We start from the raw sequence: 21,437 nt of genomic DNA, 5'->3' as shown, positions 1-21,437 counted from the left end.
AGCTCAGGCCATGTCGCGCGAGATCCGGACCGGGATCGACTTGGCGGCGGGCACCTTGCTCCCTTCCGCGTAGTGCCATAGCGGAATCAATCCGTTGCATTCGGGGTAGTAGGCCGCCACGCTGTAGCGCGGAATGTCGAACGCCACTGCCTGGAGCCCGCCCAGCGAGCGCTCCACGCCGTCATCGGCCTCGGTCGAGAGCCGAACCGGCTCGCCCTGCTTGATGCCCAGATCAGCCATGTCGCTCGCGTTCATGAGGACGATCTGACGGCCGCCGGTGACGCCGCGAAACCGGTCGTCCTCGTTGTAGATGGTGGTGTTGAACTGGCCGTCGGCGCGCAAGGTCATCAGCTGGTACACGCCATTGCCTTCCTCCGGCGGATTGAGCGCCGCCTTGGGCACGGTGAAGTTCGCCTTGCCGGTCGGGGTCTTCCATTTGCGTTCGCGGGCGCCAAGCGGCCGCGGAAAGCCGCCGGGCTCAAACAGGCGCTTGTTGAAGTCTTTGAACTGCTCGGGATAGGTCCGCTCGATCGCGTCTCTGACGCGCGCGTAGTCGCCCACCCAGGCATCCCAATCGACGCGCGGATTTGGCTTCAGGGTGGCCTTGGCGAGACCGGCGACAATGGCTGGTTCCGACAACAGGGTCTCTGCGACCGGTTGGCGCTGCCCGCGCGAGCCGTGAATGCAGGTGGTGGAGTCCTCCATCGAGACCGCCTGATCTCCCCCTGCCTGCCGGTCGATTTCGATGCGGCCGAGGCACGGCAGCAGATAGGTCACCTCGCCTGGGACGATGTGGCTGCGATTGAGCTTGGTTGCGATCTGCACCGACAGCCGCAGCTTCGACCACGCCGGCTCCATCAGCGAGCGTTCAGGGACGGCGCGCAGGAAGTTGCCGCCGAGACTGACGAAGCCCTTGACGTCGCCCTTGATGATGCCTTGGCAGGCATCGACCGTGCTGAGACCGTCCCAACGCGGCGGCTCGAACGAATAGAGCTCGGCAAGCTTGTCGAGCGGCACCAACTTGGTCTTCTCGGAGATGCCGACGGTGCGTTGCCCCTGAACGTTGGAATGGCCACGAACCGGCGAGATGCCGGCCCCCGGCTTTCCGATGTTGCCGCGTAACAGCAGCAGGTTGACAATCATCTTGGCGGTTTCGACGCCATGCCGATGCTGGGTAATTCCCATCCCATAATTGGCGATCACGGCGTGAGAGGCTGCGTAGACCTTGGCAGCCTCCAGAAGAGCGGCACGTTCGAGGCCGGAGGAGCGCTCAATATCGCTCCACGACGCCTGCCGGCAGAAGGTCGCAAAAGCCGCGAAGCCGGACGTGTGCTGCTCGATGAAGGCGACATCGAGCACACGCGGGCCCTTCGTGGCGACCGCCGCGTCATCCGCCTCAATGACCGCCTTGCACAACCCGAGCAGCGCCGCCCCGTCTCCGCCGACGCGCAACTGATGGTATTGCGTGCTAATCCGCGTCCCACCGGTGAGCACCATCTGAATCGGGTTCTGCGGATCAGTGAAGCGCTCCAGTCCCCGCTCACGCAGCGGGTTGAAGGTGATGATGGGTACGCCGCGTTGCGCCGCCCGCTGCAACGGATGCAGCATGCGCGGCGAGTTTGTCGTCGTGTTCTGGCCGAAGAAGAATATGCAATCCGCTTTGTCGAAATCCTCCAGCAGCACCGTGCCGACGGGCACACCGATCACCTCCGGCAGCGCCACCGACGTCGACTCGTGGCACATGTTGGAGCTGTCGGGAAAATTGTTGGTGCCGTACATGCGGCCGAAAAGCTGATACATGTAGCTCGTCTCGAGCGAGGCTCGGCCCGACGTGTACATGACGACCGAGCGTGGATCGAGCCTGTTCAACTCTGCCCCGATGTCGCGAAGGGCCTCGTCCCAGCTCACGGCAACATAGCGATCCGCCGCAGCGTCATAGCGCATGGGATGAGCAAGACGCCCCTGCTCTTCGAGCTGATGATCCGACCAGGACCGCAATTCTGTCAGACTGTGCCGAGCAAAGAACCCCGGTCCGACTGTCTTGCCGGTGATTTCCCACGCGGTCGCCTTGGCGCCATTCTCGCAGAATTCGAAAGGGTGCGGCTTTGCCGGCTTGGCCCAGGAGCAGCTGACGCACATGAAGCCGCCTGGCTTGTTCTGTTTCAGCAGGATCTCGCTGCCAAGCAGGGTCACCTCCTCCTGCGTCAGGATGCTGGCGACCGCGTGCACCGACCCCCATCCGCCGGCCGGAGCCCTGTAGTCCTGGATTTTTGCTTTCTCGCTCACGACGCTCTCCGCGGCCTGTTCAAAAGCGGCAAACCCGGGATGAGCAGCGAAGTTCCGATTCCTCACTGAACGTTGCGAGGCTTCGTCGAAATCCCGCGGGCGAAGGTCCGCGCTAGGAATTGGGAACGACCCGGCCCGCCGCGAGTCATTTCCATGCCTCTGGCGGCGTTCCCCCATCTCGCTGGAGGCACTCCGTGTGGACTGCGGCCCAGCGTTCGACCCCTCGGGCGCTGGGCCCGTCCCACTGAGGTAGCCGGGTTTTCTCCCGGCTTCCGATCTCAGCATCAAGCCGCGCTGCGCTTGAGATGGCGGCCTTCCTTGACCTCTTCGATGATCTTGGCGCTGAAGGCTTCCAGATCTCCGGGATTGCGCGAGGTGATCACGCCCTGATCGACCACGACCTCCGCGTCCTGCCAATGCGCGCCGGCATTGGCAACGTCCGTCTTGATCGATTTGTAGGACGTCATCTTTCGCCCCTTGGCAATTCCGGTCTCGATCAGGAGCCACGGCGCATGACAGACCGCCGCAACGATCTTCTTGGCTTCAAAGATCTCCTTGATGAACCGCAGCGCCTTCGGCTCGAGCCGCAGCAGATCCGGATTGATCTGACCGCCCGGCAGCACGACGGCGTCGTAGTCCGAAGCAGACGCCTGGTCCAACGTCTTGTCGACATTGACGGTCCGTCCCCAGTCCTTCTCATCCCAGCCCTTGATCTCGCCCGGCGCGAGCGAGATGATCTCGACGGTCGCGCCCGCCTGCTTGAGACGATCGCGCGGCACTTCGAGCTCGGATTGCTCGAACCCGTTGGTTGCGAGGATCGCGATCTTCTTTCCCTTGATATCCATTGGAGTCTCCTGGCCATTCGACACCGCCGGCAACCTCGCGCTGGCCTCCATGTTCCGCCTGGCAGGCCGGGCGGATCGTCACAACTGGTCGATCGAGTCAGCGCTCGCCTGGGTGGAACCAGCCTGCCTATGGCGCCGTTTGTTTGGACGTCCGTGCCTTGAATGGATGGGCGGCGTCGAGCGGCACGGCATCGCTGCATCGGCGGATCGCAATCTGGAGGCGCTCGTGCCCTACGCATTGTTTGAGAATGACGAACAGATGACCCGCCCGTTTCGCACCGAGCGCGAGGTCTGGGAGGCCGCGGAACAGGCCGATCTCATCACGCTCGGCACGCATGGCGAGAAAATCCTCGACAACAATTTCGAGATCAAATCATGCGAGGCCACACCGGAAGAGCTTACCGCCGCGCCGCCGGACATCGTATTGCCCGAAGCTCACACGCCCGATGCTGATCGAGGGAGCCGGACTACCGACCAATCTTTCTCCTCACCGGCCAAATTGAAGATGCGGACGTCCTCGTGACCAGGCGCAGGTTGGCCTTTGCGGCTCTGGTGATCGTCGGCCATGTCGGTTCCAGGCTTGATCATCGGACTACGGACGAGCGGCGGATCGCTCGGCCTTACCGCCAGCGTCTCATGCGCGCCGGGCGCCGCGCTGCTTGCGAGGCAGTCGGCTCGCTTCCTCCAGCTTGAGCCGCTCCCGCTGTTGCCGCAGCCGGTCAAGCGTCTCCAGCAGGTGGTGCAAAAGCACTTCGGCGGCCGCCGTCGAGGCCCGAGCTCGCCGTAGCTGCACGATTTCACGGCGCTGCCGCCCGACCCGGAGACGCATACGGTCGATTTCGGCTCGAACCACACATAGATCGCGCATGAAGCACCCGAGCAAGAGTAGGATCGCACAATAGAACAAAATAGGAACATTTTGCAAGCTTCCCCGTTGAAGCCGGGCAACAACGGGAGATCCCCATGGCCGAACAGCTGCAGAAAGATCCCGAGGACTGGGTGTCCGGAGCCGATCCGATGACGGATGCCCAAGCTTCCTACTTGAGAACGCTCAGCGAGCAGGCTGGCCGGTCCGATCCCGCGCGAGCGGAGATGACGAAGGCTGAAGCGTCCGAACTGATTGATGAGATGAGACGCGCCGCAGGGTTGGATTGAACCGGACATATTCGACTCACCAGGACGATGGGCCGGCAGATCGGTATTCCAACGTTGGCGATGCCGGTCCGAAGCTGTCGCGAATCAGAAATCGGTCGTTTAGTCTCCGCGGCATTTCGCGGGAGTCCACCATGGTTGCGGACAGTGACAGCAAGGTTGCCTGGCATCGCGCCCAGCTCAAAAAGAATCGCGCGACCTTGAAACAGATCGAGACGGCGCGGTTCACGGTGGGCGAGAGCGCCGATGCGAAGGCGCTTGAACAGACCAAGCGGCAGGTTGCGGAACTCCAGGTCAAGATCCGCGAATCCGAGCACCTCATCGCTCAGCACGACAAGCAGACGCGACGCCCGCTGGCGACCGACCTGCGAAGCCTCTCGAATGTCGCTTGGCGTAACTGGACCGGCAATGGCCCGCGCTGAGGGCTCGCTGCCATTCAGTCCACGATCTTCTGATGCACGCCTCCAGGCTGTTGCATAACCGTAGACACATTCGACGGCTGTGATTTGCCAACCGTCGGCGCCCAGCGCTTCAGTCGCTCATCGCTCCTGCTGATTGCATCGAGGTCGATGCGTCCTTCCGCCAGAGCCTCCTTGGCGCAGGCGAGCGCGCGGTGGAACTGGGTGCCGTCATAGGCCACCAGCAACAGATCGGCGCCGCCGTTGAGAGCCTCCACGACAGCTTTGCAGAGATCGCGGCCGTAGATCGCCCCCATCACGAGATCATCCGTCACGATCACGCCCTGATAGTTCCAGCGGCCGCGAATGAGTCCCTCGAGCACGGCTTTGGAATGCGAGGCAGGCCGCTCTGGATCGATCGCATCAACCGTCACGTGACCGACCATCATCGCCGCGTGCGAGCCCTGCAGCACCTGTCGGAACGGCCGCCAATCCGACCGTTCCAAGACATCTGCCGGCGTGCCGAGCTGTGCCGAGAAATGATGCGTATCGGCTGCGACGCGCCCCAGACCAGGGAAATGCTTGACGGCCGCGCGGACACCGCTTGCTTCCAGGCCACGGACGTAACCGAGCGCAATGTCGCCAACCACCGCGGGATCGTTGGAGATCGCGCGGCGGCCGATCAAGGTGTGAAAGTCCAGTCGGTTGCGTGTCCAGCTCGGGCGAAGGTCGACGACCGGAGCCAAATTGAAGGTGATGCCGGCAGCCGCGAGAGCCTCCCCCTGGGCGCGCCCCATCGCGAACGCATCCTGCGCGCGCCGCGAGGCCGGCAGATCGGCCAGCGTTGCGAGGCCGGGCATGTTCGGCAGGGTCGGAGACAGGTGTGCGACGGCGCCTCCCTCCTGATCCGCCGCAACCAGCAGAGGCGGCAGCCCGGCACTCCGGCGCGCGTCCTGCAATCGCGCCATCTCGGCGCGCAGCTGAGGCTCGGTCCGGCCGCGGATGTTGTGGTGTGTCACATAGACGCCCGCGATCAACCCCTGTCGGGCCAACGCGGCTGCGTCATCGACGGCCGTGTAACCGACGATGAAATGCCGGCCGAGCAGATGCGCCACGTCGGGGGGCGTCCGGAACGTCTCGTACTTGCGCCAGGCAAACATGAACTGCGTCGACGTCAGCATGATCAGCGGAACGCACCATGCTACGACCAGAGCGCGTCCGGCGGGCCCCCGCCGCCACCGACCGCCGAGCATCAGCAGCAGCGGAACGGCAAGCCCGATGAGGAGCAGGGCTGCGTGGCCGCTGCCCCGCAGCCGAACCAGATAGGGCTCGTTGCTGTTCAGCGTGACGAAAATGAAGAGCAGAGCAAGGATCCAGAGAACCGCGGTCCTGATACGTCCGAGCATGTGTGCAGCCGATCATCCCAGGGGAAAGACGGCCATTGCGTAACAATCACGTTTCCCCCGCGCCAGATGTGGAATCGCGTCTGCACGAAATCTGCAAACAAATCCTGAAATGCTGCAGATCCCCTCGTGAGCTGCTGCATGGGCAGGCGTCATGCTTAGCTCATCGGCTTGTGCCTCCCGGCCCGAACGATGACCCAAACCAAGGATTCCTCCATGACGACTCTCGCCGAGCCGACGGCTGCGCCCGTCGCGCCCGATTCCATGTGGCTCAAATTCGCCATCACTGCCGGTCTCGTCGGCCTCGCCGACACGCTGCTCTACAACGGCCGGCCGATCGGCCTGGCATTCCCGCTGTTTTTCGCCGCGCTCGCCGCAGTGAGCATTCTCGCCAATCTTGCCAAGACCGATCGAAACCGTCTGGTCGGAGCTGCAGTTCTCTTCGTTGCCGGCCTGGCTCCCGCCATCGAGGAGCTGAACCTGCTTTCTTTTCCTGTCCTGCTGCTCACGACGCTGTCGGCTATCACGCTGGCGACCAACCGATCCGCGCGCGGCTTCCGGCTTCCGCTGACCGCCGCGCGGCAGTTGCTCCTGATCGGGCCGTTTCGACTGATACCTGATGCGATCGTGACGCTGCGCGCGAACATGATCACGCGAACTCTCGTTGTCTGGAGCATTCCGCTGGCACTCGGCTGCGTGTTCTTGGCTCTGTTCGCAGCAGCCAATCCGGTCATTGAGCGGTGGTTCGCCGTCCTCAGTCCCGAGCGCGTCGCCTCCCAACTCACGATGGGGCACGCGATCTTCTGGCTCGTGACGTTGTCCATGGTCTGGCCATTCGTCAACCTTCGCTGGCGCGAGCGGACCACGACCTCGAGCCCGCCGATCGAAAGCGAGCCCGATCAGCCGTCAATGCTGACGACCGTGCTCGGCCCTGAAACCGTGATCCGGGCGCTGATCCTGTTCAACATCCTGTTTGCCCTCCAGACGGCGCTCGACGGCGCATATCTGTGGGGACATGCTGCGCTTCCGGACGGCATGACCTATGCGACCTATGCGCACCGAGGCGCCTACCCCTTGATCGTCACGGCGCTGCTCGCGGCTGCCTTCGTCATCGTCGCCGTCCGCTCCGAGACCACGGCAAACGAGTCGCGACTGGTCCGGCCGCTGGTCTATCTCTGGGTGGCTCAGAACGTGATGCTGGTCGTGTCCTCGATTCAACGGCTTCACATGTATATCGAGACTTATGCTCTGACCTATTGGCGAATCGCGGCCCTGATATGGATGATCCTGGTCGCGATCGGCCTGATCCTCATCGTGCTCAGGATCGCTCTCGACAAGTCCAACGCATGGCTCATCCGTATGAACCTGCTGGTGCTCTCGGCGACCATCTACGGCTGTGCGCTGATCAATTTCGACCGGCCGATCGCAGACTTCAATGTCTCCCATAGTCGTGAGGCGGGACAGAGCGGCCCTCTCGTCGACGGCTCCTATCTCGTCTGGCTCGGGCCCGAGGCACTGCCGGCCATCGAGCGGGCGATGCTGTTGCGACCGACGGACCGAGGGCTGGCCAGCGACCGTGATCGGCTCCTTGAGCAACAGGAAAGCAGCATGGCGTCCTGGCGATCCTGGAGTTTTCGCGGCTGGCGCCTGCAGCGCTATCTCGATACACATCCTGTGTCGCAGAAACCAAGCTGATGCCTCGCCGCGGAGTAGAGCTCGTGTCTCCCCGAATCCTCATCGTCGACGATGACCCGCATATCCGCGAAGTCCTGCGCGTGGCCTTGAGCAAGGCCGGCATGGCGGTGAGGGAAGCCGCCGACGGCCGCGCTGCGCTGGCCAGGGTCACCGAAGACCGTCCGGACCTGATCGTGCTCGACGTCGGCATGCCGGAGTTCGACGGCCTCGAGGTCTGCCGGCGCATTCGCCGGACCTCGCAAGTGCCGATCCTGTTCCTGTCGGCCCGCGACGAGGAGATCGACCGCATTCTCGGGCTCGAGATCGGCGGCGACGACTACGTGACAAAGCCGTTCAGTCCGCGCGAGCTGGTCGCCCGCGTCAACGTCATTCTCCGCCGGGTCGCGAACGGCGGAGGTGATCGCTCGGCCGAGCCGGAGAAGCTCGTCCATGGCCGGCTCCGGCTCGACCCGCAGCAGCACCTGGCCCGTTTCGATGACATGCCGCTGACGCTCACCGCGCTGGAGTTCAGCATCCTGCGCACGCTGATGACGCGTCCTGCGGTCGTGTTCAGCCGCGAGCAGATCATGGCCGCCGCCTATCAGCTCAACATTCAGGTCTCCGACCGAACGATTGACAGCCACATCCGCAACATCAGAGCGAAGCTCGCAGCCGCGCATTGCGAGGACGCGATCGAGACGGTCCATGGCGTGGGCTTCCGGCTCGGCCGCTGCGGCACCCCATGATCGCGCCCAAGCCCAAGGCAAAATGGCGGCCGTCGCTGGGACAGATCGTCTTTGGCGTGCTGGCGCTGGTCGGCACCTTGCCGCTCGTCGGGCTGTTCTTCTTTCGCATCTATGACAACCAGCTGATCCGCCAGACACAGGCGGAACTGATCGCGCAGAGCCGAGTCCTCGCGGCGGTCTTCGCCGAGGAGGTTTCCGCGCGCCTTGCCACCGGCGTTCCGCTCGGCGCCGAGGTCCCGCCCGAGTCACGTCCGGATGCGTCCGACGAGGTGACGCCCATTCGCCCCCTGCTCGATCTTCTGGCCAACGATCTTTTCGTCCGCCGCCCGGACGCCCGCGACGCGGTCCATCCTGCGGATCCGGCCTACGTCGCGATCGGCACGCGGCTGCTGCCGATCGTCAGGGAGACGCAGAAGGTCACCTTGGCCGGGTATCGCGTGCTCGACCCCCAGGGGGTCGTGATCGCCGGCCGCGACGAAATGGGCAAATCACTCGCTCATATCGACGAGGTGGCTGCCGCCCTGAAGGGACGCTACAGCGCCGCGCTCCGCATTCGCATTCCGGACAAGGCCCCGCCACCGATCTATTCGATCAGCCGCGGCGTCGGCGTCCATGTGTTCTCGGCCATGCCCGTGATCGTCGACGATCACGTTGCCGGGGTCATCTATACCTCCCGCACGCCCCGCAACATCTTCGAGCATCTCTATCAGGAGCGCGGCAAGTTCATCGCTGCCGGCTCCACCATTGTCCTCACGACGCTGCTGGTCGGCCTCGTCGTGGCACGCACGATCACACGGCCGATGCGCGAGCTGGTCGATCGCGCCGGCAGGATCGGACGCAACGATCCCGCGGGTTTCCGTCCGCTTGCCCATTACGGCACCCGCGACTTCGCGGAGCTCGCCGAGCACTTCTTCGCTATGGCCGAGCAACTGGCGCAACGCTCCAACTACATCAGGAGCTTTTCCGCGCATCTGACGCACGAGCTCAAATCGCCGCTGACCTCGATCAAGGGCGCAGCCGAGCTGCTGCTCGACTCTCTGGCCAGCCCTTCCGAGACCCTGACCCGCGCCGAGCAGGAGAAATTCCTCACCAACATCCTTGGCGACGCCGACCGCCTCGCGGCGCTGGCCCAACGCTTGCGCGAGCTGGCACGGGCGGAGACGGTGTCGACGGTCGAGGCCGGTAGCATAGCCGAGGCCGTCGGCACGCTGCGAGTGCGTTTCCCCTCGACTGTCATCGAGACGTCCGGCCCGGTCGAGCGCAGCACCGCGCTCCCGAACGAGACCGTGCTGATCGTGCTCACGCATCTCGTCGACAACGCCGTCCGGCATGGCGCCCGGCGCATCCGCCTCGAGGCCGAGGAGAGCAAAGAGATGCTGATCGTCATCGCCAGCAATGACGGCGATCCGATCTCGCCGGAGAACCGCGACCGCATCTTCGATGCCTTCTTCACGACCCGGCGCGACAGCGGCGGTACCGGCATGGGGCTGGCGATCGTGCGCGCCATCATGGCAAGCCATGGCGGCGAGGTCTCGCTGGGGCCGGGCGACAACGGTGTCGCGTTCGAGCTGCGGCTGCCGATCGAAGGCGCCCCATGACGTCGATCTGAGATAGCGTAGTCTATTGGCGCCGCGTCAGAGTTGCCTCCGGTTGTTCGTGGCAGCCGGCAATCCCCACCTCAGTCAAGTCCCTGTCGGCGAATATCTTCTCCCATTCGTTCGTATACGAGCAATGTATGCCACGGTGCCGCCGGCTGCATGGGCCGGCCGAGAATGCCGCAGAACTGCATGGCAATTCGCAAATGACTTGGACCCGCGATCCGCGTAATCTTCGCCCCGATTGCGCCACCGGCCAGCGTCCCGCTTGGCCTTCGGGAGACCTTGATGAATTCGAGCCGTTTCGAGATCAGCCGCCGGACCGCCCTCCTGACCTCCGCTGCCATCGCCGCGAACGTGGTCAATCCACTCCGCGCCTTCGCCCAGGAGACGCCGCGCAAGGGTGGCGTGTTCAACGTTCACTACGGCGCCGAGCAACGCCAGCTCAACCCGAGCCTCCAGGCTTCAACCGGCGTCTACATCATCGGCGGCAAGATCCAGGAGAACCTCGTCGACCTCGATGCCAACGGCCAGCCGGTCGGCGTACTTGCCGAGAGCTGGGAGGCGACGCCGGACGGCAAGACCGTCACTTTCAAGCTGCGCAAGGGCATCACCTGGCATGACGGCAAGCCGTTCACGTCGGAGGACGTTGCCTTCACCGCGATGAACATGTGGAAGAAGATCCTGAACTACGGATCGACCCTGCAGTTGTTCCTGACTGCGGTTGACACGCCAGATCCGCAAACCGCGATCTTTCGCTACGAGCGGCCGATGCCGCTCAACCTGCTGCTGCGCGCCCTGCCCGATCTCGGCTACGTCTCGGCCAAGCACATCTACGAGAGCGGCGACATCAGGCAGAACCCCGCGAACCTCGCCCCCATTGGCACTGGTCCGTTCAAATTCGTGAAGTACGAACGCGGCCAGTATATCATCGCCGAGCGCAATGCCGACTACTGGCGGCCGAACGCGCCCTATCTCGACCGCATCGTGTGGAAGGTGATCACTGACCGTGCGGCGGCGGCGGCGCAAATGGAGGCAGGCGAGCTGCACTACAGTCCGTTCTCGGGCCTGACCATCTCCGACATGGCGCGGCTCGGCAAGGATAAGCGCTTCATCGTCTCGACCAAAGGCAATGCGGGCAACGCGCGCACCAATACGCTCGAGTTCAACGTCCGCCGCAAGGAGCTGGCGGACGTGAAGGTCCGCCGCGCCATCGCGCACGCGATCAACGTTCCCTTCTTCATCGAGAACTTCCTCGGCGATTTCGCCAAGCTGGGCACCGGTCCGATCCCGTCGACCTCGACCGACTTCTACCCCGGCGCCAATACGCCGCAATATCCCTACGACAAGGCCAAGTCGGCGGCGCTCCTGGACGAGGCCGGCTACAAGCCCGGCGCTGGCGGCACCCGCTTCTCGCTGCGGCTGCTGCCCGCGCCATGGGGGGAGGACATCTCGCTGTGGGCGACCTTCCTCCAGCAGTCGCTGGGCGAGGTCGGCATCGCGATCGAGATCGTGCGCAACGATGGCGGCGGCTTCCTCAAGCAGGTCTATGACGAGCACGCCTTCGATCTCGCGACCGGCTGGCACCAGTACCGCAACGACCCCGCGGTTTCGACCACGGTCTGGTATCGCTCCGGTCAGCCCAAGGGCGCGCCGTGGACCAATCAGTGGGGTTGGGACGATGCCAAGATCGACAAGATCATCGATGACGCGGCGACCGAGGTCGATCCGGCCAAGCGCAAGGCGCTCTACGCAGATTTCGTGCGCGAGGCCAATACCGAGCTGCCGGTGTGGATGCCGATCGAGCAGATCTTCGTCACCGTGATCACGGCCAAGGCGCGCAACCACTCGAACACGCCGCGCTGGGGATCGTCGAGCTGGCACGATCTGTGGCTTTCCGCCTGAGCCGGAATCCGTCAGGATAAGGCCATGCGCATCTTGAGCCTTGCGGGGCGGCGGCTCGCCGCCTCGATCCCCACCCTGTTCCTGATCCTGATCGGCGTCTTCCTCCTGCTGCAGCTCGCGCCGGGCGATACGGTCGACGCGATGATGGCTCAGATGGGCGGCGGCGATGCGGCGACCGCCCGTGAGCTGCGCCGCTTCTACGGGCTGGATCTGTCGGTCCCGATGCAGCTCGCCAACTACCTGTGGCGGCTGGTGCGTCTCGATCTCGGCTTCTCCGCGATCTACGGCAAGCCGGTCGCCGCCGTGATCCTGGAGCGGCTGCCGCCGACCCTGCTGCTGATGACCTCCGCTCTCTCCTTTGCGTTCTTCTTCGGCCTCGTGTTCGGCGTGATCGCGGCGCGCGGCGTCAATCGCTGGCCGGATACGCTGATCTCGACGGTCGGCCTGATCTTCTACGCCACGCCCTCGTTCTGGTTCGGCCTGATGGCCATCGTGGTGTTCTCGATCTATCTGCAATGGCTGCCCGCGGGCGGCTTCGAGGACATCGGCGCCGTCAGCACCGGGATCTGGCGCGTGCTCGACATTGCGAGCCATCTGGTGCTGCCGTCGCTGACGCTCGGCCTGATCTTCCTGGCCATCTATCTGCGCATCATGCGCGCATCCATGCTCGAGGTCCTGAACCTCGATTTCGTCCGCACCGCGCGTGCCAAGGGCCTCGACGAAACCCGCATCATCACCCGCCACGTGTTGCGCAACGCGCTGCTGCCAATGGTGACGCTGATCGGACTCCAGGCCGGAACGATGCTCGGCGGCTCGGTCGTGGTGGAGACCGTATTCTCGCTGCCCGGCCTTGGGCGCCTCGCCTATGAATCGGTGGTCCAGCGCGATCTCAACACGCTGCTCGGAATCGTCTTCGTCTCCGCGCTGCTGGTGATCCTGGTCAACTTCGTCACCGACCTGCTCTACGCGCGGCTCGATCCGCGCATCACGGCGGAGGGCTGAACATGGACGCCGCGAAGCGCTACTTTCGCAGTCCGGCTGCGGTGCTGGGCCTGATCCTGCTGCTGATCGTCGTAGGCATGGCGATCAGCGCCGGCTATCTGTATCCGCGCGATCCGCTCGCCCTCGCCGGCCGGCCGCTGATCTGGCCGTTCGCCAATCCACGGTTCCTGCTCGGCACCGACAATTCCGGCCGCGATATCGCCGCCCAGATCTTTCACGGCGCCCGCATCTCGCTCCTGATCGGCGGCGTCGCCACGTTCATTGCCGTGGCGATCGGAATCATGGTCGGCGCGCTCGCCGGCTACTACGGCGGGTGGGTCGACAACATCCTGATGCGCATCACCGAGGCCTTCCAGACACTGCCGAATTTCGTGCTGCTGCTGGTGCTGGTCGCGGTGTTCGGCTCGACCTTGACGACGGTCACGATCGCCGTCGGCATCGTCTCATGGCCGGCGCCGGCGCGGTTGACGCGGGCTGAGTTCCTCTCGCTGCGCAGCCGCGAATTCGTCCAGGCAGGCCGCACTCTCGGCATGCGCGACACCCAGCTGATGCTGGGCGAGATCCTGCCCAACGCGCTGCCGCCGGTGATCGTCTATGCCGGCGTCGTGATGGCGGTTGCGATCCTTCTGGAGAGTGCACTCGCCTTCCTGCGGCTGTCCGACGCCAACGTCGCCTCCTGGGGCAATCTGATCGGCCTGGGACGCGATGTGCTGCGCGTGCAGTGGTACGTATCGGCGATCCCCGGTGTTGCCATCCTCATCACCGTGCTTGCGGTGTCGCTGGTCGGCCAGGGCCTCAACGATGCACTGAACCCCCGGCTGAAGCAGCGATGAGTCCAGCCAAGCCCGTTCTGACCGTCGACCGCCTCAGCGTACGTCTGCCGAAAGGCGCCGACCGCATGCATGCGATCTCGGAGGTCTCGCTTTCGATCGCCGAAAACGAGATCGTCTGCATCGTCGGCGAGTCCGGCTCCGGCAAGTCGATGATGGCCAACACGATCATGCGGCTGCTGCCGGACGGCGTGACCACCGACGGCGGCCGCATCCTGTTTGCCGGCCACGACCTCTGCACCGCCACGGCGGCCGAGATGCGCCGCATCCGCGGCGCCGAAATCGCGATGGTGTTCCAGGAGCCGATGACCGCGCTCAATCCATTGCGCACGATCGGCGACCAGATCGGCGAGGTCCTGGACATCCATACCGATCTGTCGAAAGTCGAGATCAAATCGCGCGTGCTGTCGCTGCTCTCGGACGTCAACATTCCCGATCCGCCGCGCGCGGCGAAGGCCTATCCGCACGAGTTGTCCGGCGGACAACGCCAGCGCGCAATGATCGCCATGGCCTTGGCGCTCGATCCGAAGCTGCTGATCGCCGACGAGCCGACGACGGCGCTCGACGTCACGACGCAGGCCCAGATCCTCAAGCTCATCCGCGAGCTGCAGCAGAGGCGCAAGACTGCGGTGCTGTTCATCACGCATGATTTCGGGGTCGTCGCCGAGATCGCCGACCGCGTCGTCGTGATGCAACATGGCAGCGTCGTCGAACAGGGCGCGGCGGCGGATGTCCTACAACGGCCGCAGCATGACTACACCAGGCAACTGATCGCCGCGGTACCGCCGGTAGCAGCGCCCCCGGCACGCAAGCTGTCGGACCGGATGATCCTCACCATCTCCGGTGTCTCGAAGACATATCGCACCGGCGGCTTCCTCGGCCGCGGCGAGCGCGTCACCCATGCGGTCAGGGACGTCTCGCTCGCGCTGCCAAAGGGCGCGACGCTCGGCATCGTCGGCGAGTCGGGCTCCGGCAAATCCACTCTCGCCCGCTGCATCATTCGCCTGATCGATCCCGACGCAGGAACGATCCTGCTCGACGGTGAGGACTGGGCGCGCCTCTCTCGCAGCGAGGTCAGAAACCGGACCCAGCAGATGCAGATGGTGTTTCAGGACCCGTTCGCCTCGCTGAACCCGCGGCGCAAGGCGGTCGATCTGGTGGCGCAGGGACCTATCGTGCACGGCACCTCGCGAGAGCAGGCGCTGACGGAGGCGCGCGAGCTGTTCAGCCTGGTGGGGCTCGACCCGTCGGCCGCCGATCGCTTCCCGCATGAGTTCTCCGGAGGTCAGCGTCAGCGCATCGGGCTGGCGCGCGCGCTGGCACTGAAGCCCAAGGTGCTGGTCGCGGACGAACCGGTGTCCGCGCTCGACGTCTCCGTTCAGGCGCAGGTGTTGAAGCTGCTGATCAGCCTGCGCGAGCGCCTCGACCTGTCGATCATCTTCATCACGCACGACCTGCGCGTCGCAGCCCAGATCTGCGATCTGGTCGCGGTCATGAAGGACGGCGTGGTCGTCGAGCATGGACCCACGCACGACGTGTTCGACAACCCGCAGCATCCGTATACGCAGGCTCTGCTCGAGGCCATTCCGGGCGGCGACTTCGCCCGGATCGAACATCCCACGTCTTAGCCGATCTCACGCGCGTCGCGATATCGGTACAAGAGCAGCATCAGCGGCGCGAACGGACGCAGCAGGGCGTGCGCGGGAATGGTGACCGGTTCCGTGAACGGCAGCGCCAGCTCGTTCGCCGACACGCCGCGCACCGCTTTCGCAAGCTCCGCACCGAGGGGGATCGTGAGCGCGACCGCGCGGCCGTTGCAGCCGGTCCAGCCATAGGCATCAGGACCGAGGCGATGAATCCGCGGCATGTAGTCCGTGGTCATGCCGACATAGCCGTTCCAGACATAGTCGAACCTGACCTCGCCGATCTGCGGCCACAGGCGCTGCAGGCGTTCGGCGACCCGCGCCTTCAGCCGCTCGGCCTTGTTGCCGGGGCCGATCACGGCGCCGCCGGTGACCAGTCGGTTGCGGGCGTCGTAGCGCGCAAAATAGAGTTCGCCATGGGTATCGGACATCGCCTGCCGCGCCGGGATGACGGTCTTGCGGACATTGTCCGACAGCGGCTGCGTCGCCATCTGCCACGACAGCACGGGCATCACCTCGTGCGCGATATCCGGTGCGAGCGCCTTGGAGAACTCGCCGCTATAGGCATTGCTCGCCAGCACCAGCGCGCGCGCCGACAGCTCCCCCCGTGCGGTGCGCACGATCCAGCGATCCCCCCGCCGGGCGAAGTCGATGACCGGTGAGCGCGCGTAGATCCGGCCGCCCAGGCTCAGCACCGTCCGCGCCAAGCCACGCGCCAGCGCGAGCGGATTGATGTGGCCGCCGGTCTTGTTCCAGAAACCGCCATGCCAGGCGTCCGAGCCGAGCATGTCTCGCGCCTGATCGCGCGACAGCAGCTCGACCGGCGCACCGAACTTCGACCACTGCTTGAACCTGCGCTCGGCGATCTTGATGCGGCCGGGCGTATGCACCGGCTGGACCCAGCCGGCCTGTTCATGCTCGGCGTCGATGTTGTACCGTCTCACGGTATCGAACAGATTGGACGCGCTGTCGCGCAACATCGCCACGAAGCGCTCGCCCGCGGCGCCATGACGCGCGACGAGGTCATCCGGATCGGGACGTGACAGCGTCGGAATGACCTGACCGTTGTTCCGGCCGGATGCGCCCCAGCCGGGCTCCATCGCCTCGACGATGGCGACGTCCGTCCCAGCTTCGCGCAGATGCAGCGCCGTCGACAGCCCGGTGAAGCCGCCGCCGATGATGACCACGTCGGCCTGCACACTGCCCTGAAGCTCGGACAGGTCGGGTCCAGGCGGGGTCTGCGCCGCCCAAAGGGATGGCGGCCATTGAACGGAATCTGTGGTGGTGCTCATCGCGGACAGCTCATTCTTGCTGGTCGACCGCCCTGCCGGAGATCGATCTTGCCTTGCGCCCAGCGCCCTGCAGCGCCGGTTGCGGCGCATGGGTCGATTGGGCATAGTTCGGCCGCCAATATGCCAAGTTCGCTGCAAGGAGACAAACGCGTGGCCCTCAAGAATGTCATCGGTATCGATCACGCGGTCGTCGTGGTGAAGGATCTCGACGCCGCGGCGGAGACATGGAAGCGGCTGGGTTTTACGCTGTCTCCGCGCGGCACGCACAGTGCCAAGATGGGATCCGGCAACTACACCATCATGCTCGATCCTGACTACATCGAGTTGCTCGGCATCCTCGCCGAGACCGATCACAACGTTCCAACCCGCAATTTCCTTGCCCAGCGCGGCGAAGGCATCGAGCGCATCGCCTTCACGGCGACCGATTCCGCGGCCGGCGCCGAGGAAATCCGCGCGAAAGGTTTTGAGCCGATTGGTCCCATCGATTTCGAGCGCCCGGTGCCCCTGCCCGACGGCAGCATCTCGGCAGCGAAATTCCGCGTGTTTCAATGGCCCGTCGCGGAGGCTCCGGGCGGCCTGCGCATCTTCGCCTGCCAGCACAAGACGCGCGAGACGGTGTGGATCCCGGAACTGATGCGCCATGCCAACGCCGCCAAGCAACTGAAGCAGGCGCTGATCGTGACGCCGGACCCGGCCAAGGACGCGGCTCACCTGTCGCGCCTGATCGATCGCGACGGCCGGGACGAAGCCGACGGCGCCGTGACCGTCACCTCGGGCGGTGACCGCGCCGATTTCGTATTCCTGACCAGGGACCAGCTCGCAGCGCGCTATCCGGGTGTGTCGCTTGCCGGCCTGCCGGAGCGAGGCGGCGCAGGCCTGGTGCTGGCCTCACACGATCTGACCGCCACCGAAAAGGCTCTGGGCGCGGCAGCGGTCCGCAGTGGCGCGAGCCTGATCGTTCCGCCCGCGTCGGCCACCGGCACTCTGCTCGCTTTCATGGCCGGCTGAGCGCCGGACTGCGGCCGCGCGCGTCGCGGCCGCAACGATCTCATTCCGCCGGCTGGAACATGGCCGGCCGGCCTCGCTGGCTGTCGAGCCACCCGACCAGTCGATCCATGAGTCCGCCGCTCGACTCGGAGGGCTGCGCCGACGAGACGAACGGATCGCAATGACACTTCGCTCCGGCCGCGCGCGACATCTTCGCGACCGCCTCCGTCATAGCCGGCGCGCCGCAGGTGTAGACGACGTCGTTGGGCGTGAGCTCCGGCATGTGTTCGGTCGGCCGGCCGCTGCGAATCGCCGGCGAGACGTTCTGCGGCTCCGACACGATCGGGATGATCTTCACGTTCGGGAAGCGCGCCAAGCGGCACAGCGCCTGATGCATGTAGAACGACTGCAAGGTGCGTGACACGACGATGAAGACGATCTCGCGCTTCGGATTCTCCGTGATGGCGGCGACCGCGATCGCCCACATCGGCGCGAAGCCGGTGCCGCTCGCCACTAGGATGATCCGGCCGCGATGCTTCTGACGGAAGAACGCGGTGCCGAGCGGAGCCGTCAGCTTGACGCGATGGCCGACCTGGATGTCACGGCCGAGCGCCGAGGACACCAGGCCATCCTTCAGGATGCGGATGTGCAGATACAGCAGATGGCTATCGGGTGCGCCGACCATCGGATAGGTCGGGCTGTAGCAGCGTGTCGGAAAACCGCGGTACTGGACCTTGGCGTATTGTCCGGGGAAGAATCGCAGCGGCTTCGGCATCTCGAGGGTGACACCGACGACGTCGGGCGCGAGCCGCACGAGATCGCCCACCTCGCAGTTCATCGTCACCGTATCCGGCACGGGCTCCGTGATGATCTTGAGGTCGGACACGACACGCGCCTGGCACGCATGCGCCATGTCGCCTTCCATGCCGCCGAACAGCTTGCCGTCGATGACCGTCACTTTGCAGGAGCCGCAGATTCCGCTGCGGCAGTCATGGGGCAGATCCACGCCACTGTTGATGGCGCCGTCGAGCAGGATATCGCCCACATTCGCGTAGAACGTTTCCCTGTTGTACTGGATCTTGCAAATCTTACCCATTACTGCACCTCAAGTCGCATCGGCCGGATCTGCCTGGTATGTCTGATCTGGGTATGGTCGAACGCTGCGACACGCATGAACACGCCATTCTTGATCGGAACGTCGTACTTGCTTTTCGTGTCCATTTTGCGGGCAATTTCGAGCGTCCAGTGGCCCGCGGCCCAACGCGCAGCGCAACGGATGTCCGCGCGATCACCGGTGAACTCGCCGCTGACGAGAACACCGGGCACCACGGTCCCGATCGGCGTCTGGGCATCCGCCTCGGCCGAATATGGCACCGATTCGGCCTCTGTCATGAACCAGCGTGAGCCTTCACTCTCGCCGATGTTGGGATCGAGATTGATCTCGCCCATCGCCGCGGTCATCGCGGCGACGTCCTTCGGCAGGCGCTTCGGTCTCACGCCCCGATTTCCCAGTCTTGCGGCCTCCCTGTCGATCACGAAATTGTCCGAATAGTTCGCAGTCCCCGGATCCGGTGCAAACCCGCCCTTGTAGGGCGTGAGTCCCTTGACCTGATCCGGTGTCGGCTCCGCAGGCGGACCGAAATGATCATCGTCCATCCATCCGGTCGGGCCGCCGCTCGTCGCCTTCCACAGCCAGGCGTCGGCATAGAGATTCGGCGCCGGCGTGTAGTGGATGCCGCGACCCGACAGCGTCGGCGGCTTGTCCGGCATCGGCTGCGAGCTCATGTGAAACGTTCGGTCCGCGGCCAAGGTGATCGGCAGCGTCGTGAACAACAGCGAGAACTTGTCCTCGTTGAAATCGTTCTCGTCGCCCTTGTCGAATCCATTCTGCAGGAGATGCCAGCCATCCGCCTTCTTGATCAGCGGCAGCTGCTTCAACGATCGCGTCGGATCCTCCCAGATGACGAGGAAGTAGACCCACGTGCCGTCATGCGCCGCCTTGATCCAGACGCGCGATTCGCCGGTACCGTCGAAATTGTCGCCCTGGTTGGTCGTCACCATGTGCGGCTGGATGTTGCGCCAGACACGATCCGACGAATCGCCGTCAAGCGTCGGCGCATCCGATGTCGCGATTCGATACACCGTGACGGTGTCCTCGGCGTAGTAGTCGGCGGCGAACATCGCCGAACCGATCACGATGGCTGCGGCGATCGCGACCATGAACGGGTTGGATTGGAAGCTCGGATTGCGGCGGCGGGAATTGCCCTTGGCAGGTGTCGGCGGCGGACGCATGCGACCCGGCGGCACACGCGGCTCGGACCGGGCCCGCATCGGCTCCTCCATGCGCCGCGGCGCCGGCATCGGCTCACGCGCTGCAGGCCGCGCAGCTGGCGCCGGCCTCCTCGGAGGCGCCTCCGCTTCCTCCAGCTTTTCCGACTGCTCGACCAGCATCGTGAGGAGTTCGACGGGATCGAGCTTCGGCGGCGGCGGCGGCAAGGGCGCCGGCCGGAACACGCGATAGAGCTGCATCTTTCCGCCGATGCTGAAGTGAACCAGGACGTGCAGCACCACGAAGGCCGGGATCACCCAGGTCGCGTACCAGTGGATCATCATGGTGACGTAGCCGGAGGCTACGCCGAAGAAGAGCATGCCTCCGGTGACGATCAGGATCGCCATGGAGATGAAAAGCACCCAATGCAGCATCACGCTGATCGAGCCCAGCCGCGCCGGCCGGCGGCCGAGCAAGCCCTTGAAGCGCATCTTGTCGATGGTGACGCGACGGCCGAGCCCTGACTTCGAGATATAGATCATGTAGGCGACGGCGACGCTCGCGAGCACGACCCCAGCCGGCATGTGCCAGGTCCAGGTCCGGTGCCGGGGCAGCAGCCAGTCGAGATTGTTGGCGATCCATGCGTGTCCAGGCGCTTCGGTCGCCATGCGAAGCCCCGTCAGGAACGCGATCACCGTGGCCCCAACCAGGGTCCAGTGCAGGATGATCGTTCCATAGTCGGTCTTGCGGATCTTCATGCGTGCGCCTCCAGAGCTGCGCGCACGCGATCGGCGCGATTCACCGCCGACCTGGCGACCGTATTTCGTCTCAGCGGACCGATCCGGCGCAGGATGATCAAGTATTCAACCCTGCGGGCCGCCCCTCGACCCGAATCCATTCCCGCATCACGCGTCTCGATGGTGATGTCGTCCAGCAACTTTGTCGTCCCCCGGATACGCTTTACTAAGTGAGCAACTTCGTCCGACTTCGGCGTTACGGCGCCGTTCTGCACCCAATCGTTGCCCCGCTACGCTTGAGCGTGATCGGTTGGATCACGCCTATGGTTGATCAGCTGCCGTGGCCCGAGCCGGTGACGAGTTGCTCGGATCGCACGCGGACTGGTCTGCTTCGTCCTCCCTGGAGTTGATGTTGATCTCGTGCGCCCGATGCTTGGCGGGTCACCGGTTGCACAGCGGCCGCACGTTCGATGATAGAACACATCGTCGGCCGCCATGCCCGGCTGAGCTGACTGCACGTCTTGGATTGGTGCGCGGAGCCGCATGTCCTTGTGTTGCCGCCGCCATCATGATCGTTCTCCGCACCATCATCGAATACCGCATGATCGAGATGACAACGCCTGTGCGTTGCACCGCAGGAAGATTTATTCGGCTTCGTGGCGTCATTCGGCCC

18 protein-coding genes are annotated in these 21,437 nt (G+C 64.7%); 11 read left to right on the top strand and 7 right to left on the bottom strand.

All coding sequences use genetic code 11. The features are described from left to right. Positions 1-3: 3 nt before the first annotated feature. Together ACQR0U_RS05990 and ACQR0U_RS05985 are read right to left on the bottom strand one after the other, a co-directional pair. Positions 4-2,286: an FdhF/YdeP family oxidoreductase gene (locus tag ACQR0U_RS05990; RefSeq protein ID WP_434843089.1), complete on the bottom strand. Its 2,283-nt coding sequence runs from the start codon at positions 2,284-2,286 to the stop codon at positions 4-6. A 284-nt stretch (positions 2,287-2,570) separates the two neighbouring features. Beyond that, positions 2,571-3,131, bottom strand: a complete 561-nt coding sequence (locus ACQR0U_RS05985; protein WP_434843068.1) for a type 1 glutamine amidotransferase domain-containing protein — start codon at positions 3,129-3,131, stop codon at positions 2,571-2,573. On the opposite strand from ACQR0U_RS05985, the gene ACQR0U_RS05980 reads away from it, so the two are divergent. The 3 genes from ACQR0U_RS05980 to ACQR0U_RS05970 all read left to right on the top strand — a co-directional run bounded on the left by ACQR0U_RS05980 (position 3,121) and on the right by ACQR0U_RS05970 (position 4,705). Next, on the top strand, positions 3,121-3,654 hold the full coding sequence (locus ACQR0U_RS05980) for a hypothetical protein (protein ID WP_316165366.1): 534 nt from the start codon (positions 3,121-3,123) through the stop codon (positions 3,652-3,654). The genes ACQR0U_RS05985 and ACQR0U_RS05980 overlap by 11 nt on opposite strands. Before the next feature lie 440 nt (positions 3,655-4,094). Then, positions 4,095-4,286 carry a DUF3072 domain-containing protein gene (locus tag ACQR0U_RS05975; RefSeq protein ID WP_315827569.1) on the top strand — a complete coding sequence of 64 codons (192 nt, stop codon included), beginning with the start codon at positions 4,095-4,097 and terminating at the stop codon, positions 4,284-4,286. Positions 4,287-4,417: 131 nt separating this feature from the next. Then, entirely contained in the window at positions 4,418-4,705 is a 288-nt protein-coding gene (locus ACQR0U_RS05970) for a hypothetical protein (protein ID WP_315711818.1), read from the top strand. A gap of 14 nt (positions 4,706-4,719) precedes the next feature. On the opposite strand, the gene ACQR0U_RS05965 is transcribed toward ACQR0U_RS05970, so the two are convergent. Beyond that, positions 4,720-6,087 carry a glycoside hydrolase family 3 N-terminal domain-containing protein gene (locus tag ACQR0U_RS05965; protein WP_434843069.1) on the bottom strand — a complete coding sequence of 456 codons (1,368 nt, stop codon included), beginning with the start codon at positions 6,085-6,087 and terminating at the stop codon, positions 4,720-4,722. Between the two features lie 213 nt (positions 6,088-6,300). Here ACQR0U_RS05965 and ACQR0U_RS05960 point away from each other — a divergent pair, with 213 nt between their 5' ends. The 7 genes from ACQR0U_RS05960 to ACQR0U_RS05930 all read left to right on the top strand — a co-directional run bounded on the left by ACQR0U_RS05960 (position 6,301) and on the right by ACQR0U_RS05930 (position 15,464). Then, entirely contained in the window at positions 6,301-7,779 is a 1,479-nt protein-coding gene (locus tag ACQR0U_RS05960; RefSeq protein WP_316225504.1) for a DUF4153 domain-containing protein, read from the top strand. A 23-nt stretch (positions 7,780-7,802) separates the two neighbouring features. Further along, the gene (locus ACQR0U_RS05955; RefSeq protein WP_315751067.1) at positions 7,803-8,504 is read left to right on the top strand and encodes a response regulator transcription factor; all 702 of its coding nucleotides are present in this window, start codon (positions 7,803-7,805) and stop codon (positions 8,502-8,504) included. Further along, positions 8,501-10,102 (top strand): HAMP domain-containing sensor histidine kinase, encoded by a 1,602-nt coding sequence (locus ACQR0U_RS05950; RefSeq protein WP_434843070.1) that lies wholly within the window; start codon positions 8,501-8,503, stop codon positions 10,100-10,102. Before ACQR0U_RS05955 ends, ACQR0U_RS05950 begins: the two co-directional genes overlap by 4 nt. A 285-nt stretch (positions 10,103-10,387) precedes the next feature. Then, on the top strand, positions 10,388-12,004 hold the full coding sequence (locus ACQR0U_RS05945; protein ID WP_434843071.1) for an ABC transporter substrate-binding protein: 1,617 nt from the start codon (positions 10,388-10,390) through the stop codon (positions 12,002-12,004). Between the two features lie 24 nt (positions 12,005-12,028). Beyond that, positions 12,029-13,006: an ABC transporter permease gene (locus ACQR0U_RS05940; protein ID WP_315711812.1), complete on the top strand. Its 978-nt coding sequence runs from the start codon at positions 12,029-12,031 to the stop codon at positions 13,004-13,006. 2 nt (positions 13,007-13,008) lie between these two features. Further along, on the top strand, positions 13,009-13,839 hold the full coding sequence (locus tag ACQR0U_RS05935) for an ABC transporter permease (protein WP_315711810.1): 831 nt from the start codon (positions 13,009-13,011) through the stop codon (positions 13,837-13,839). Next, on the top strand, positions 13,836-15,464 hold the full coding sequence (locus tag ACQR0U_RS05930) for an ABC transporter ATP-binding protein (protein WP_434843072.1): 1,629 nt from the start codon (positions 13,836-13,838) through the stop codon (positions 15,462-15,464). The genes ACQR0U_RS05935 and ACQR0U_RS05930 overlap by 4 nt, the downstream gene beginning before the upstream one ends. On the opposite strand, the gene ACQR0U_RS05925 is transcribed toward ACQR0U_RS05930, so the two are convergent. Then, entirely contained in the window at positions 15,461-16,771 is a 1,311-nt protein-coding gene (locus ACQR0U_RS05925; protein WP_316165360.1) for an NAD(P)/FAD-dependent oxidoreductase, read from the bottom strand. The genes ACQR0U_RS05930 and ACQR0U_RS05925 overlap by 4 nt on opposite strands. A gap of 150 nt (positions 16,772-16,921) precedes the next feature. Between ACQR0U_RS05925 and ACQR0U_RS05920 the strand changes: the two genes are divergently transcribed. Then, positions 16,922-17,779 (top strand): VOC family protein, encoded by an 858-nt coding sequence (locus ACQR0U_RS05920; RefSeq protein ID WP_316165359.1) that lies wholly within the window; start codon positions 16,922-16,924, stop codon positions 17,777-17,779. 40 nt (positions 17,780-17,819) lie between these two features. On the opposite strand, the gene ACQR0U_RS05915 is transcribed toward ACQR0U_RS05920, so the two are convergent. From ACQR0U_RS05915 to ACQR0U_RS05905, 3 genes are read right to left on the bottom strand one after another with little or no spacing between them, the layout of a single operon-like run. After that, positions 17,820-18,854 (bottom strand): 2Fe-2S iron-sulfur cluster-binding protein, encoded by a 1,035-nt coding sequence (locus ACQR0U_RS05915; protein ID WP_315711805.1) that lies wholly within the window; start codon positions 18,852-18,854, stop codon positions 17,820-17,822. Beyond that, positions 18,854-20,785, bottom strand: coding sequence for an ethylbenzene dehydrogenase-related protein (locus ACQR0U_RS05910; protein WP_315711803.1), 1,932 nt, complete (start codon positions 20,783-20,785; stop codon positions 18,854-18,856). The genes ACQR0U_RS05915 and ACQR0U_RS05910 overlap by 1 nt, the downstream gene beginning before the upstream one ends. Then, positions 20,782-20,964, bottom strand: a complete 183-nt coding sequence (locus tag ACQR0U_RS05905; protein WP_315711801.1) for a hypothetical protein — start codon at positions 20,962-20,964, stop codon at positions 20,782-20,784. The genes ACQR0U_RS05910 and ACQR0U_RS05905 overlap by 4 nt, the downstream gene beginning before the upstream one ends. Positions 20,965-21,437 lie beyond the last annotated feature (473 nt).

The sequence above is a fragment of the Bradyrhizobium sp. HKCCYLRH3097 genome (genome assembly GCF_051167875.1).
Taxonomy (GTDB): Bacteria; Pseudomonadota; Alphaproteobacteria; order Rhizobiales; family Xanthobacteraceae; genus Bradyrhizobium.
The sequence above is the reverse complement of the archived record's forward strand: the minus strand, read 5'-3'. Positions and strand labels throughout refer to the sequence as shown.